Consider the following 14525-nt stretch of genomic DNA (forward strand, 5'->3'; position numbering starts at 1 on the left):
GCGGATGCATCTGGGCCTGATCGGATACGGCAACATCACCCGCGCGCTGCTCGACGTGCTGGCGCGTGAGGGAGCGATGCCTGCGCGCGTCACCGTCCTGCTGCGCCCCGCACAGGCTGACGCGGCGCGCGCGGCGGGGTTTGAGGTGGTCACCGACACCGACGCCCTGCTGGCCGCGCGCCCCGATCTGATCGTGGAATGCGCCGGGCATTCGGCGGTGGCGGGAACCGTGGTGTCTGCGCTCAAGGCCGGGATCGAGTGCGTTGTGGTGTCGATTGGCGCGCTGGCGGATGCCGATCTGCACGACACGGTGCGTGCGGCGGCCAAGGCTGGACACACGCGGATCGTGCTGCCTGCCGGGGCAATCGGCGGGGTGGATCTGTTGGCGGCGCTGAAACCGTCGGGGATCACGTCGGTCATCTATACCTCACGCAAGCCGCCGCTGGCGTGGAAAGGCACACCCGCCGAGGGTCTGCTCGACCTGCCCGCGCTGACCGAACCGGCGACCTTCTTCACCGGCACCGCGCGCGAGGCTGCGCTGCAATACCCCAAGAACGCCAATGTCGCCGCGACGCTGGCGCTGGCGGGTCTGGGGTTCGAGGCTACGCAGGTGCGGATGGTGGCCGACCCCACGGTGGGCCAGAACATCCATGAATACCGCGTGACCTCCGGGGCGGCGGATTACACCATGCGGATTGAGGGGAAACCCTCGCCCGACAACCCCAAGACCTCGCTCGCCACGGTGTATTCGGTGGCGCGTGAAGTGATGAACCGGCTGAATGAGGTGGCGATATGACCCATGATTTGCCCGACGGGCGGCTGTTCATCGGCGGCGAATGGGAGATCGGCACCGGGGCCGAGATCACCTCGATCTTTCCCGCCGATGGTTCGGTCAACCGCGTACTCAAAGGGGCCAGCCGTGCCGATGGCGAGCGGGCGATTGCGCGGGCACTCAAGGCGCAGGCAGACCCGGCGTGGCGCGGCCTGAAACCGCATGAGCGTGCGCGCTATCTGCACCGCATCGCGGACGGTATCGACGCCAACGCCCAGCGCATCGCCTTTATCCAGACCCGCGACACTGGAAAGACGCTGCGCGAAACCTCGGCGCTGGTGGCCAGCGCGGCGGCGACGTTCCGCTACATGGCGGCAGCGTTAGAGACGCTTGACGACAGCCTGACCAGCCCGCGCGGCGATTACCTGACGATGTCGGTACACGAGCCGCTGGGTCTGGTCGCCGCGATCACGCCGTGGAATTCGCCCATCGCCTCGGACGCGCAAAAGGTCGCGCCGGCGCTGGCGGCGGGCAACGCGGTGCTTCTGAAACCCGCCAGCTGGTCGCCGCTGGTCTCGCTGGAGCTGGCGCGCATCGTGGAAGAGGCCGGCCTGCCCAAGGGCCTGTTCTCGGTCCTGCCCGGCGCGGGGCGTGAGATCGGCAATCTGCTGGTCGAGCATCCCTCGATCGCCAAGGTCAGCTTCACCGGCGGCACCTCGACCGGCCGCACGCTGGCCCGGCAGGCCGCCGAAAAGCTGATGCCCGTGTCGCTTGAGTTGGGCGGCAAATCGCCCACCATCGTGTTCTCGGATGCCGATCAGGAGCTGGCCGTGGCCGGGATCCTGTTCGGGGTGTTCTCGTCTTCGGGCCAGAGCTGTATCGCCGGCTCACGCCTGTTCGTGCAGCGGGCGATCTATGACCAGTTCGTCACCCGGCTGGTCGCCGCGACCAAGGCGCTGGTCGTTGGCGATCCGCTGGACCCGGCGACTCAGGTCGCGCCGCTGGTGCATCCTGACCACCGCTCTGCCGTCGCTGCGCATGTCGCGCAGGCGGTGGAAGACGGCGCGACGGTGCTCTGCGGTGGCTTTGCGCCCGAGGGCGGGATTTACGACACGGGCAGCTATTACATGCCCACGATCCTGTCGAATGTGACCAACACCGACCGCATCTGCCGCGAGGAAGTGTTCGGCCCCGTGCTGGTCGTCCTGCCCTTTGACGATGAGGCGGACGTGATCGCACAGGGCAATGACAACGATTATGGGCTTGCCTGCGGCCTCTGGACGCGCGATTTCCCCCGCGCGTACCGCGTCGCGCGGGCGATCACCACGGGGACGGTCTGGATCAACACCTACAAGCAATTCTCGATCTCGACGCCCTTTGGCGGGGAAAAGGATGCTGGTATGGGGCGTGAAAAGGGACGCGAGGGGATCCGCGCCTATATGGCGCAAAAGTCGCTGTATGTGGATTTGACGGGCCGCCCGCACCCCTGGGCACGCCTGCAGGAGGGCTGAGATGGTGTCGATTGCAATCCTTGGGACCGGCCCGTCGGGCTGCTTTACCGCGCAGGCGCTGGTCAAGGCGCTGCCCGACGCGCGCATCGACATGATCGACGCGCTGCCGGTTCCCTATGGGTTGATCCGCTACGGTGTGGCGGCGGACCATCAAGGCACCAAGGCAGTGATCCGCCAGTTCGAGCGGCTGTTCGAGCGCAGCGATGTGCGGTTTTTCGGCAATGTCAGGGTCGGTTCCGACATCGCGCTGGATGACCTGACCGGGATGTATGACGCCGTGGTCATGGCCTTTGGCCTGCGCACGGATCGCTGTCTGGGCATTCCGGGTGAGGGGCTGGCCGGGGTCTATGGCTCGGGTCAGGTGACGGGCGCGTGGAACGATATGCCGGGTGTGGAGCCTGCGCAGATCGGCAAGCGGGTGGTGGTGATCGGCAACGGCAATGTCGCCGTCGATCTGATCCGCGTGCTGGCCAAGGGGCCGGAAGAATTCCACGGCTCGGACCTGTCGCTGGCCCATACGCAGGCGCTGATGGCGGCGGGGGTCGAGCGGATCGACGTCGTGGGCCGCTCGCCCGCCGATCAGGCCAAGTTCGACCCGGTGATGCTGCGCGAACTGGGGCGGCTGACGCAGGCGCGTATTTCGGTTCAGGGTGCTGAAGGTGAGGGCAAACTGATCGAGGCGCTGCAAGGCATCGACGGCCACGCACCCGAGGGGGCGACGCGCGAGATCGCCTTTCGCTTCGGCTGGACGCCTGAGGCGCTGGACGGCACTGACCATGTCACCGCCGCGCGTTTCCGGCGGGGGGATGAGCAGCTGACCCTGCCCTGCGATACCGTGCTCACCGCCATCGGCTTCACTGGCGACACGCCCGCCACCGACGACGCGGGCGCGGTCAGCCCCGGACTTTATGCGACTGGCTGGTATCGCCGGGGACCGCGCGGCACGATCCCCGAAAACCGCGCCGATGCGCAGCAGGTTGCGGCGCGGATCGCCGCTGACCTCGCCGGGACCGCGACCACCAAACCGGGCCGCGATGCGCTGAGCGCGCGCGTCCCGCAAGCCGTGACCTATGCCCAATGGCAGGCTATCGACGCCGCCGAGCGCGCCGCCTGCCCCGCCGACCGCTGCCGCCAAAAGCTGACCACCACCGAACAGATGCTGGCGACCGCGCGCCAGACAGGAGACCTCTGATGCAGATCGCCCTTCTCTACGGCACCGAAACCGGCAACGCTGAAATGCTGGCCGAAGACATCGCCGCGCACCTGTCGGACCACGACGCCAGCGTGACCAACCTGTCGGATTTCGACCCTGCCGATTTCGACACGGACACATTCTATATCGTCGTCTGCTCGACCTATGGCGACGGCGAGCTGCCCGCCTCGGCCCAGCCCTTTGCCGAGAAGATGGAGGCGCAGAAACCCTCGCTCGACGGGATCCGCTTTGCCGTCTTTGGCATGGGCGACAGCGAATATCCTGAGACCTACAACTTCGGCGGCAAGCGGATGGAAGAGCTGCTGGCCGGGGCCGGGGCCGAGCTGGTGGGCGAGCGCGTGACGCATAATGCCTCGGGCGACGATATGGCCGATGATCTGGCCCTGCCGTGGGTCGATGACATCCTCGCACAGGCGGACGCGTGATGCAGTCCGCACAGGTCCGCGACGCGCTGCAACGCCCGTGGAAACACGGCGAGGCGCTGGAGCTGGCAGGGCTGACCCTGACCGAGCCGCTGGACCTGCGCGGGCTGACGCTGTGCGGCGTCGATTTCACCGGCGCGCGGTTTGACGGCGGCGTGCTGGCCGCAGGCGCGGTGTTCGAGGGGCTGAGCTGGTTCACCGGCGCGACCTTTGCCAGCGCCGATTTCTCGGGCGCGCTGTTCACCAATGATGCGCGCTTTGACCGGGTGCGGATCGACGGCCCCGCCCGCTTTGATCACGCCGAGTTCCGCGGCACCGCCGGGTTCCGCGCCGCCCGCTTCGCGCAGCGCGCCGACCTGTCCGCCGCGATCTGCTACGGCAACGCCGATCTGGCCGAGGCGCGCTTTGACGGCCCGACCACGCTGGTGGGAACCGAGTTTCTGGGGGGGCTGTGGGCGCAGGACACCCTCCTGCCCGCCGACGCTGACCTGTCAGGCACCGAGGTGCATGGCCGCCTCTGGCTGCGCGGCGCGCGGATCGGCAATGCCAAACTGTCCGACCGCGCCTTTGGCATGGCCTTCGGCTACACGTTTTACTGAAGGAAAACGGCCCCCGGCACGCAGCGTTTCACGGGTTTGACCCTGTTCAACAGGGCCTTGGCCCGGTATTGGAGCCTCAACCGCACGCGACAAAGCCCGAGGACATCATGGCCATTACCCTCTACCAGAACGATCTGCCCGATGGTCTGGATCTTGGCCCCGTGGTGGCCATCGACTGCGAAACCATGGGTCTGAACCCGCACCGCGACCGGCTGTGTCTGGTGCAGCTGTCGGGCGGCGACGGCAACGCCTGTCTGGTGCAGATCAGCCAGGATCAGACCGAAGCGCCAAACCTGACAAAGCTGCTGGCCGATCCGACGGTGCTCAAGCTGTTCCACTATGGCCGCTTCGATATCGCGGTGATGTACCACCGCTTCGGCGTGCTGGCCGCGCCCGTCTGGTGCACCAAGATCGCCTCGAAACTGGTGCGCACCTATACCGACCGGCACGGGCTGAAGAACCTGCTGACGGAACTGCTGAACGTCGACATCTCGAAACTGCAGCAGTCCAGCGACTGGGGGGCGGAAAAGATCACCCCGGCGCAGCGCGATTATGCGGCCTCGGATGTGCTGTACCTGCACAAGCTGAAGGCCGGGCTTGAGGTCATGCTGAAACGCGAGGGTCGCACCGAGGTCGCGCAGGCGTGCTTCGATTTCCTGCCGCACCGCGCCAAGCTGGACCTGATGGGCTGGCCCGACATGGACATCTTCTCGCACTGATATGGCGATGAGCGAGCAAAGCATCGGCCGACCGGGACACAGCAGGGTGGTGGGCATCCTGAAGGTGGTGCTGCCGCTGACCGCGCTGATCCTGTTGTCGCTGGTGTTCATGCTGGCCCGCACGATCGACCCGACCGCCGCCATCTCGAACGCCGAGATCGACGTCGAGGACCGCGCCCGCGATCCGCGCCTGTCGGGTGCCCATTTCGCCGGGGTCACCGACGATGGCGCGGCGCTGACCATCATCACCCAGACCGCCCGCTCGGACCCTAACGCCACGATGCGGCTTGAGGTCACCGGGCTGCACCTGCGGCTTGAGGGGCGCGACGGTGAAAACCTGACCGCCAGCGCGACCAACGGCACCATTGACCGGGGGCGCGGCACCTTTGACATGACCGGCGGGCTGGAACTGACCGCGACGCCCGGCTACGATCTGACGGCACAAAGCATGGTCGGTCTGCTGGATTCCACCCGTGTCACCATTCCCGGCAGGGTCAGCGGCACCGCTCCGGCGGGCGAGATTACCGCCGGTTCCATGGAGATGCGGGTCGATTCCGGGGATGGTACGGGTTATCTGCTTGTTTTCGGGGGCGGTGTGCGGTTGAACTATCAGCCTGACAATTGAGGACTCTCAAATGCCGCGTCTCTTGCTCCGCCTGATCATCGTGTCGCTGTTCGCCGCCTCTCCCGTGCTGGCGCAGCAGGGGGTGCAGATCAGCTTTGGTCAGTCCCTCCAACTGGAAGGGACCGCGCTGGAAGTGACGGCGGACGATCTCACCGTCGACCAGACGACCGGGGCCACCGAATTCACCGGCAATGTTGTGGCCGAACAGGGCGACCTGCATATTTCGGCTCAATCACTTCGGCTGGTGTATACTCAGGACACGCAGACCGGCAGCCAGCGGATCGCTCGGCTGGTGGCCTCTGGCGGGGTGACGATGGCCACGCCGACCGAAGCGCTGGAAGCCCGCGAAGCGGTCTACGACATGGACGCGCAAACGCTGGAAATGACCGGCAGCGTGATGCTGGTGCAGGGTGCCAACATGCTGTCGGGTGAACGCTTTGTTGCCGATCTGCGCTCGGGCTCGGGTCGCATGATGGGCCGTGTGCGCACCATCATCCGGATGGAATGACACCTTATGAGTTCTGCCGAACCGCTGGCCGACGGCCTGCGCATCCAGGGGCTGCGCAAAAGTTACAAGCGTCGCCCGATCCTCAAAGGCATTGATCTGGACCTGCGCCGCGGCGAGGTTGTCGCGCTGCTGGGGCCGAATGGCTCGGGCAAGACGACGTGCTTTTACTGCGTCGCCGGGCTGGTCCCGGCGGACGGCGGGCGCGTCAGCATCGACGGTATCGACGTGACCGGCTGGCCGATGTACCGCCGTGCGCGCATGGGTATCGGCTATCTGCCGCAAGAGATGTCGATCTTTCGCGGGTTGTCGGTCGAAGACAATATCAAGGCCATTCTGGAAATCGCCGAGCCTGATCGCGGCACCCGTGAGGCCCGGCTGGAAGAGCTTCTGTCCGAATTCCACATTGAAGGCCTGCGCAAATCCCCGGCGCTGGCCCTGTCGGGCGGCGAACGGCGGCGGGCCGAGATCGCGCGCTGTCTGGCCTCGAACCCGGCCTTCGTGCTGCTCGATGAACCGTTTGCCGGCGTTGACCCCATTGCGGTGGGCGACATCCGCGCGTTGGTCGGCGATCTGACCGCACGGGGTATCGGCGTGCTGATCACCGATCACAACGTGCGCGAAACGCTTGAGATCGTGGACAGGGCCTATATCCTTCACGACGGGACCGTGCTGATGACCGGCACACCCGAAGAGGTGGTGGCCAATGATGACGTGCGCCGCGTCTATCTGGGTGACAGCTTCCGCTAAGATCCGGGGGCACAGCCCGTGGGGATGAGCCCGCGGCTTGAGCTGCGGCTTGAGCAGCGCCTCGCCCTGACGCCCGAGCTGCGCACCCGGCTGGCCATCCTGCGCATGTCGCCGTCCGAACTGGCCGACGAACTGGCGCGCGAAGCCGGGCGCAATCCGTTCCTGCTGGTCGAAAGCCGTAGCGCCGGGCAGGCGGTGACCTTGTCGGTCGAAGACCGCCAGACCGCGCACGCCGCACCCTTTCAGGACGACCTGCGCCGCCAGATCGGGCGTATGGCGCTGCCCGAACGCATCGCAGCGATGGCGCTCTTGCTGATCTCGGAGCTGGGGCCAGACGGGTTGCTGGACACCGACCTTGCCACGCTGGCCGAGGAATACGCGCTGGACGAGGACGAACTGGCCGAGGCCCTCACCGCGCTGCAACGCTGCGAGCCAGCCGGTATCGGCGCGCGCACGGTGGGTGAGGCGCTGTCCCTGCAACTGATCGACAAGGGGCTGAGTGCCGATCAGGCGGCGACGACGGTCGGGCAGCTTGCCGCCTTTGCCCGTCAGGACTGGAAGAGTATCGCCACCGCCCTGGGCCTGTCGCAAAGCGAGGCGCGGGACCGCGCCGACCTGTTGCGCAGTCTCACGGCGCATCCGATCCATGATGATGGCCGGGACGCGGCAACCATCCTGTCGCCCGACCTGAAACTGCTGCGCAAAGCGGGTGAGATCAGCGTTGTGCCGGTTGATTCGAATCGCCCGGTGGCGGCGCTCGATCACGCCATGGTGCGCAAGGCCGAGACCGAAAACTTCGCACCCGAGCTGCTGGCCCGTGCCCGCGCGATGCTGGCGGCACTGGAGCAGCGCGGCAAGACGCTGGGACGGATCGGGACATGGCTGGCGCAAACGCAGGCCGGGTTCTTTGATCACGGACCGCTGGCGATGGTTCCCGCCACACAACAGGATCTGGCCGCCGAACTGGGCCTGCATCCGTCGACGGTCAGCCGCGCCCTTGCTGGCAAGGCGATTGACGTGGACGGAAGGCTCTGGCCGCTGAGCATTTTCTTCTCGGCCACGCTGCAAAGCGCCGGCGGCCCGGTGTCGGCCCGCGCGGTGCAGCGTCAGATCGCCGAGCTGATCGCCGCCGAGCCCGCAGCCAAGCCGCTGTCGGACGATGCGATCACTAGAATGTTGCATGATCGAGGCGTTGACATCGCCCGTAGAACTGTCGCCAAATACAGACAAGGCCTGCGAATTCCCCCGTCCTCGACGCGGCGCAGACTGGCCGCTTCTAAACGCGGGGGATGAGTACGCAACGACAGGCCGAGCTGGCGGAAACGCCCGGTGCCGTGTTGGCTCAGGGGTGTCCGTCGTAAGAAGGAGAGGCCCATGCGGTACCAGATCAGTGGAAAACAGATCGATGTTGGCGAGGCGCTCCAGTCGCATGTGAAAAGCGAACTGGGCAACGTGATGGAGAAATACTCCCAGCGGCCGACCGACGCGAATATCGTGTTTTCCCGTGAAGGCCACACCCATGTCTGCGAATCAACCGTGCACTTGTCGACCGGGCTCACGGCCCAGGCCAAGGGTCAGGCCAACGACATCTACGCTGCCTTTGATGCCTGTTGCGAGCGCATGGACAAGCAGTTGCGCCGTTACAAGCGGCGTCTGAAGGACCACCACCGCGATCGGGTTGCCCCGGTTGAATTCGGTGAGGGTTCCTCGTATATCCTCGCTTCTGACGAAGGGTCGGATGCGGATGAGCCCGATACTCTGCAACCCATGATCATCGCCGAGATGGAAGCGCGTATTCCATCGATCTCGGCCGGTGAAGCGGTGATGCAGATGGAGCTTGCCCATTCACCAGTCCTGGTGTTCCGCAACGAGCGTCACGGGGGGATCAATGTGGTCTACCGACGCGAAGATGGGAATGTCGGCTGGATTGACCCGCAATAATTCGGTTCGGCCCCCTGCGCAGCGCGCGCGGGGGGCCAGACCTATCGCGAAGACGGAGCAGGAGCACTGCATGGAATTGGCTGATCTGTTGACGCCCGGGGCAATCCGGGTCTGCAACGCTGTGAAAAGCAAGAAACGCCTGTTCCAGGATCTCGCTGAAATCGCTGCGGCCGCCCATGGGATCGATGAATCGATCGCCATCGACGCGCTGCAGGAACGTGAAAGCCTTGGCCCGACCGGGGTTGGACATGGTGTCGCCCTGCCCCACGCCCGTATCGACAGCATCGAACGCGTGCGCGGGATCTTCATCCGTCTGGACCGCCCGCTCGACTATGGCTCGGTTGACCGCGCGCCGGTCGATCTGGTGTTTGCGCTGTTCGCGCCCCGCGATGCCGGGGTTGAGCATCTCAAGGCGCTGGCGCTGGTCTCGCGCACGCTGCGCGACGCGTCGGTTTGCGCCAAGCTGCGCGCCAACGAAGACCCCGACAAATTGTTCGCCATCCTGACGGAAACCGCCGACAGCAAGGCCGCCTGAGGCCTAGAACGGCGCGGTTGACCGAAAGGTCATCTGCGCCCCCGTGCGCGGGTGACGCAGCCGCAGCTCTTCGGCATGCAGCATCAGGCGCGGGTAGTCCAGCGCAGCACCCGTCGCATAGAGCGGATCGCCCAGAATAGGGTGCCCCATCGCCAGCATATGAACGCGCAGCTGGTGGCTGCGCCCGGTCAGCGGCTTCAACGCCATGCGCGTGGTGTCGCCCTCATGGCGCAGGACACGCCAGTCGGTCTGTGACGGCCGCCCGTTCACCGTATCGACCATCTGGCGCGGGCGGTTGGGCCAGTCTACGCCCAGCGGCAGATCAACCTGGCCTTTTTGCTCTTCGGGGTGACCCTGCACGCGGGCGATATAGCGCTTCTGCGTCTTGCGCTCTTCGAACTGGCGACCCAGATGCGCCTGCGCCTGCTGCGTCAACGCAAAGATGATCACGCCCGAGGTGTCCAGATCCAGCCGATGCACGAGCAGCACTTCGGGATACTCTTCCCGCAGGCGCGCAATCAGGCAATCCGCCCGATCCTCACCCCGACCGGGGACAGACAGCAGACCAGAGTCCTTGTCCGCCACCAGCAGATCGTCATCCAGATGCAGGATACGCGGGGCTCCCGGCGGCGGGGCATAGATGAATTCACTCATACCCTTGCGGATAGACCTGTGCGCAGGGTCAGTCCAGCGGAACTGCTGGTGGCAGTGCTCTTCGATCCGCTCACCCGGCTCAACACCTTTCCGGGACACGCGCCGAAGTTCGCGTTCACGATCGGCCCAAGTCGTCCAGATACAGGCGCACTGCGTCTTGCACATGGCGGAAACGATCGCCGCCCAGATGTTTGCCCCCATACCAGCGGGTGACCACGATGATATGGTCGCGCAGCCCCTCGCGCTCGAGCATGCGCACGATCAACATGCCCGCCCCGGCCTCGCCGTCGTCGTTTTTCACCGGTGCGTCGGCGGTCAGCAAGGCCCAGGTGTTATGCGTTGCCTTGGCGAATTTCTTCTTGCGGCACAGCTCCTTGATGAACGCCTTCGCGTCATCCTCACTGGTGCAAGGCCCGCCCGAAACCGCATATTTCGACCCGCGGTCGCTGATGACATTCTCAAGGATACGCATGCTTCAGGCTTAGGCCGCGGCAACAACAGGGGCAAGCCTGTGCGCGGCGCTATCCATGGGAAGCGCCGCGCCGATCAGTCCAGCGTACGGATGAGTTTGCGCTCTAGCGGGGCCAGAACGCTGCGCAGCGTGCTGCCGCGTTTCAGCACCTGTCCCTCTGCCCCGATCAGCGCATAGAGCTGCTGGCGCTGGCGCAGGGCCGGAATCTTTTCGACGCGATAGAGCGGGTTTTCGGCGGCACGCCGAAAGATGCAGAACACAGCCCGGTCGCGCAGCGCCGAAATGCCGTAGTCGCGCCACTCACCGGCTGCAACGAACCGGCCATAGACCGAGAGGATCTGACCCAGCTCGAACCGATCATAACTCACCTGCTCGGTGTAAGACGGCGCAGAGCCGAAATTTTGCACATTCATGAGAAAAATCGTGTCTCTCGCCCGTCGATAAATCAAGCCTTACACCGGCGTTGCGGCAAAATTTTCGGACTTCCCACCGTCTTTGCCCCGTTCTGCCCGCGAATCGCCATGATCCTGCTCGATACTCCACGCCATCGCATGACCGTTCCGGGCCTCGTTGGGCCCCCACCCGACGGGAGCAAACCCCGGCAAAGCGAAGGACCGGGTGCTGCAAGGCACCCGGTCCGGCTTTATTGCGGCTGACAGCTTATCCGCAGCTAAGCGACACCACGCGCCGACGCGTTTCGCGATCAACCGTCACGTTCAGGCGTTGTGGGTTGTGGTCCATCGTCACCGGGTCGCCCTGACCGATAACCCGCACCGGTCCGGGGGCCGGGAAAGGTTGCGGCGCGACGCTGCCGACAAAATGCTGCAAACTGTTCGCGCCACAGGTATCCGACGGGTCCGTGCTGATCGGCGCGACCGGCGGTGTAACGCGCGGCGGCTGGGCCATGGGGGGAGACATCGGCGGCGCTTCGGGCACAACTGGCTCCATCGGCGGGGCGGGCCGGTAATACGGGCCCGATGACATCGGTGGCATCGGCTCGCACGCTGCGAGCAACACGATGCCTGCAAGGGCTAGGATGGGTCTCATAAACGGACATTCCTCCTGGGTAGGTGGGCAGCGCGAAACAGCGCCACCACTGGACAGGCTCTAATCAAACCAATAGATCGCGAGAATGGCCCAGAAAAAGCACGATCCCAACAGCAAAGTGATCGCCGAGAACCGGCGTGCCCGCTTCGATTACTTCATCGAGAACGATCTCGAATGCGGAATCGTCCTGTACGGGTCGGAAGTGAAATCGCTGCGCCAGGGCGGTGCCAACATCGCCGAAAGCTATGCCACCGTCGAAAACGGCGAGCTGTGGCTGATCAACTCGGCCATCGCGCCTTACCTGCAGGCAAAGACCTGGGGCCATGAAGAACGCCGCAAACGCAAGCTGCTGGTCAGCCGAAAAGAGCTGTCCCGTCTGTGGGCGGCAACCGCGAAAGACGGCATGACGCTGGTGCCGATGGTCATGTACTTCAACGACAAAGGCCGCGTGAAGATCAAGATCGGCGTCGGCAAAGGCAAGAAGCTGACCGACAAACGCGAGACCTCGGCCAAGCGCGACTGGGACCGCCAGAAGCGCCGGTTGCTCAAAGAGCACGGCTGACACTTCGGGTTACCGATTGCATCCAGACTGCCCGACGGGCAAATTGGCGCAAACGTTCTGACCTGGAGCTTACCGATGAAAACCCGCGCCGCCGTTGCCTTTGAGGCGAAGAAACCGCTCGAAATCGTTGAACTTGATCTGGAAGGCCCCAAGGCGGGCGAAGTCCTGGTCGAGATCATGGCGACCGGCATCTGCCACACCGACGCCTACACGCTGGACGGTCTGGATAGCGAGGGAATCTTCCCGTCGGTGCTGGGCCATGAGGGTGCCGGTATCGTGCGCGAAGTCGGCGCGGGCGTCACATCGGTGAAGCCGGGCGACCACGTGATCCCGCTCTACACCCCCGAATGCCGCCAGTGCAAAAGCTGCCTGAGCGGCAAGACCAACCTTTGCACCGCGATCCGCGCCACGCAGGGCAAGGGCGTGATGCCCGACGGCACCACGCGTTTCAGCTACAAGGGTCAGCCGATCTATCACTACATGGGCTGCTCGACCTTCTCCAACTTCACCGTCCTGCCCGAGATCGCGGTCGCCAAGATCCGCGACGACGCGCCCTTCGACAAGGCCTGCTACATTGGCTGCGGCGTGACCACCGGCGTGGGTGCCGTGATCAACTCAGCCAAGGTCGAGCCCGGCGCGAATGTCGTGGTCTTCGGTCTGGGCGGCATTGGCCTGAACGTCATTCAGGGCGCGCGGATGGTCGGGGCCGACAAGATCATCGGCGTCGATATCAATGACGACAAAGCGCAGTGGGGCAAGATGTTCGGCATGACCCATTTCGTGAACCCCACCAAGATCGACGGCGACATCGTCAGCCATCTGGTCGCGCTGACCGACGGTGGCGCGGATTACACCTTCGACTGCACCGGCAACACCACCGTGATGCGTCAGGCGCTTGAGGCCTGCCACCGTGGCTGGGGCGTCTCGACCGTGATCGGCGTGGCCGAGGCGGGGAAAGAAATCTCTACCCGGCCGTTCCAATTGGTTACCGGGCGCGTCTGGCAAGGTTCGGCCTTCGGTGGCGCGCGCGGGCGCACGGATGTGCCGAAAATCGTCGACTGGTACATGAACAAGAAGATCGAAATCGACCCGATGATCACCCACACGCTGTCGCTGGAAGAGATCAACAAGGGGTTCGAGCTGATGCACGCCGGCGAATCGATCCGCTCGGTCGTGGTGTTCTGATGGAACGCATCAACCGCTGGCGTTCGCATGGCGGCTGGCAGGAAGTCTGGCGCCATGACAGCGCCGAGACCGGCACGCCGATGGAGTTCTCGATCTTCCTGCCCGATGGCGAGGGGCCGATGCCCGTGGTCTGGTTCCTGTCGGGGCTGACCTGCTCCTGGGCGAATGTCACTGAAAAGGGCGAGTTCCGCGCGGCCTGCGCGGAACACGGGGTGATCCTGATCGCCCCCGACACCTCGCCACGCGGCGAGGGCGTGCCGGATGATGCCGAGGGCGCCTATGACTTTGGCCTCGGTGCCGGGTTCTATGTCGATGCGACGCAAGCCCCCTGGGCCGCGAACTACCGCATGCGCAGCTATATCGAGACGGAACTGCCCGCGCTGGTGGCGCAGCACTTCCCGGTCGACGTGTCGCGGCAGGGGATTACCGGGCACTCGATGGGCGGGCATGGCGCGCTGACCATCGGGTTGCGCAACCCGGAACGCTTCCGCTCGGTCAGCGCCATCGCCCCGATCTGCGCGCCCAGCGACTGCCCTTGGGGGCACAAGGCGTTGGGGCTGTATCTGGGCGACGACCGGGCAACCTGGGCCGAATACGACGCCTGCCGCCTGATCGATGCGGGCGCCCGGCTGCCGGCGCTGAAGGTGGATCAGGGCGCGGCGGACGGGTTTCTGGAGAACCAGCTGATGCCCGAGCGGCTGAAGGCAGCCTGTGACGCTGCCGGCCAACCGCTGGAGCTGACGATGCATGAAGGCTACGATCACTCGTACTACTTCATCTCCAGCGTTCTGCCCGCTCAGATCGCCTGGCACGCGCAGCATCTGAACGGTTGAGGTTTCGCGCCGTGGTGGCACGGATCAGGGGGGCGTTGCCCCCCTCTTCGGCTGCCGCCGAATTCACCCCCCAGGATATTTAAGGCATAAAGTTGCAGGGTTCACGGACCGTTAAAGCCCAACTTTATGCATCAAATATCCACGGGGGTTTCCAAAGGGGGCGCGTGCGCCTCCTTTGGC

Annotated in this window: 19 protein-coding genes; 15 read left to right on the forward strand and 4 right to left on the reverse strand. The window is 65.1% G+C overall.

Going from position 1 to position 14525, the window contains the following annotated elements; translation table 11 throughout:
* Positions 1-4 precede the first annotated feature (4 nt).
* The 12 genes from EAE28_RS11270 (at position 5) to EAE28_RS11325 (ending at position 9592) form a co-directional block, all read left to right on the forward strand.
* Positions 5-796: an aspartate dehydrogenase gene (locus EAE28_RS11270; RefSeq protein ID WP_127106235.1), complete on the forward strand. Its 792-nt coding sequence runs from the start codon at positions 5-7 to the stop codon at positions 794-796.
* Complete coding sequence (locus EAE28_RS11275; RefSeq protein WP_127106237.1) at positions 793-2283, forward strand: aldehyde dehydrogenase; 1491 nt, start codon at positions 793-795, stop codon at positions 2281-2283. The genes EAE28_RS11270 and EAE28_RS11275 overlap by 4 nt, the downstream gene beginning before the upstream one ends.
* A gap of 1 nt (position 2284) precedes the next feature.
* The gene (locus EAE28_RS11280) at positions 2285-3475 is read left to right on the forward strand and encodes an FAD-dependent oxidoreductase (RefSeq protein WP_127106239.1); all 1191 of its coding nucleotides are present in this window, start codon (positions 2285-2287) and stop codon (positions 3473-3475) included.
* The gene (locus EAE28_RS11285; protein WP_127106241.1) at positions 3475-3921 is read left to right on the forward strand and encodes a flavodoxin domain-containing protein; all 447 of its coding nucleotides are present in this window, start codon (positions 3475-3477) and stop codon (positions 3919-3921) included. Before EAE28_RS11280 ends, EAE28_RS11285 begins: the two co-directional genes overlap by 1 nt.
* Entirely contained in the window at positions 3921-4517 is a 597-nt protein-coding gene (locus tag EAE28_RS11290) for a pentapeptide repeat-containing protein (protein WP_127106243.1), read from the forward strand. Before EAE28_RS11285 ends, EAE28_RS11290 begins: the two co-directional genes overlap by 1 nt.
* Positions 4518-4624: 107 nt before the next feature.
* Positions 4625-5236, forward strand: coding sequence for a ribonuclease D (locus EAE28_RS11295; RefSeq protein ID WP_127106245.1), 612 nt, complete (start codon positions 4625-4627; stop codon positions 5234-5236).
* Between the two features lie 7 nt (positions 5237-5243).
* The gene (locus EAE28_RS11300; RefSeq protein WP_127106247.1) at positions 5244-5861 is read left to right on the forward strand and encodes a hypothetical protein; all 618 of its coding nucleotides are present in this window, start codon (positions 5244-5246) and stop codon (positions 5859-5861) included.
* A 10-nt stretch (positions 5862-5871) separates the two neighbouring features.
* Positions 5872-6369: an LptA/OstA family protein gene (locus EAE28_RS11305; RefSeq protein WP_127106249.1), complete on the forward strand. Its 498-nt coding sequence runs from the start codon at positions 5872-5874 to the stop codon at positions 6367-6369.
* A gap of 6 nt (positions 6370-6375) precedes the next feature.
* Positions 6376-7116 (forward strand): LPS export ABC transporter ATP-binding protein, encoded by a 741-nt coding sequence (gene lptB, locus EAE28_RS11310; RefSeq protein WP_127106251.1) that lies wholly within the window; start codon positions 6376-6378, stop codon positions 7114-7116.
* A gap of 24 nt (positions 7117-7140) precedes the next feature.
* Entirely contained in the window at positions 7141-8409 is a 1269-nt protein-coding gene (locus EAE28_RS11315; RefSeq protein WP_127106253.1) for an RNA polymerase factor sigma-54, read from the forward strand.
* An 81-nt stretch (positions 8410-8490) separates the two neighbouring features.
* Complete coding sequence (gene hpf, locus EAE28_RS11320; protein ID WP_127106255.1) at positions 8491-9057, forward strand: ribosome hibernation-promoting factor, HPF/YfiA family; 567 nt, start codon at positions 8491-8493, stop codon at positions 9055-9057.
* A gap of 70 nt (positions 9058-9127) precedes the next feature.
* Positions 9128-9592 carry a PTS sugar transporter subunit IIA gene (locus tag EAE28_RS11325; RefSeq protein WP_127106257.1) on the forward strand — a complete coding sequence of 155 codons (465 nt, stop codon included), beginning with the start codon at positions 9128-9130 and terminating at the stop codon, positions 9590-9592.
* Between the two features lie 3 nt (positions 9593-9595).
* Here the strand turns inward: EAE28_RS11325 and EAE28_RS11330 are convergent, their stop codons facing one another.
* From EAE28_RS11330 to EAE28_RS11345, 4 genes are all read right to left on the reverse strand, one after another.
* A complete protein-coding gene (locus EAE28_RS11330; protein ID WP_127106259.1) occupies positions 9596-10246 on the reverse strand; it encodes a pseudouridine synthase in 651 nt (216 codons plus the stop codon).
* Positions 10247-10361: 115 nt separating this feature from the next.
* Entirely contained in the window at positions 10362-10718 is a 357-nt protein-coding gene (locus EAE28_RS11335; protein WP_127106261.1) for a YigZ family protein, read from the reverse strand.
* Positions 10719-10792: 74 nt separating this feature from the next.
* Positions 10793-11131: a DUF2794 domain-containing protein gene (locus tag EAE28_RS11340; protein ID WP_127106263.1), complete on the reverse strand. Its 339-nt coding sequence runs from the start codon at positions 11129-11131 to the stop codon at positions 10793-10795.
* A 247-nt stretch (positions 11132-11378) separates the two neighbouring features.
* A complete protein-coding gene (locus EAE28_RS11345; RefSeq protein ID WP_127106265.1) occupies positions 11379-11765 on the reverse strand; it encodes an I78 family peptidase inhibitor in 387 nt (128 codons plus the stop codon).
* Between the two features lie 85 nt (positions 11766-11850).
* On the opposite strand from EAE28_RS11345, the gene smpB reads away from it, so the two are divergent.
* From smpB to fghA, 3 genes are all read left to right on the forward strand, one after another.
* The gene (gene smpB / locus EAE28_RS11350; RefSeq protein WP_127106267.1) at positions 11851-12327 is read left to right on the forward strand and encodes an SsrA-binding protein SmpB; all 477 of its coding nucleotides are present in this window, start codon (positions 11851-11853) and stop codon (positions 12325-12327) included.
* 75 nt (positions 12328-12402) lie between these two features.
* Complete coding sequence (locus EAE28_RS11355) at positions 12403-13512, forward strand: S-(hydroxymethyl)glutathione dehydrogenase/class III alcohol dehydrogenase (protein WP_127106269.1); 1110 nt, start codon at positions 12403-12405, stop codon at positions 13510-13512.
* Positions 13512-14345, forward strand: a complete 834-nt coding sequence (gene fghA, locus EAE28_RS11360; RefSeq protein WP_127106271.1) for an S-formylglutathione hydrolase — start codon at positions 13512-13514, stop codon at positions 14343-14345. Before EAE28_RS11355 ends, fghA begins: the two co-directional genes overlap by 1 nt.
* Positions 14346-14525: the final 180 nt, after the last annotated feature.

This window comes from Pararhodobacter zhoushanensis, assembly GCF_003990445.1.
In the GTDB taxonomy this organism is placed as follows: Bacteria; Pseudomonadota; Alphaproteobacteria; order Rhodobacterales; family Rhodobacteraceae; genus Pararhodobacter; species Pararhodobacter zhoushanensis.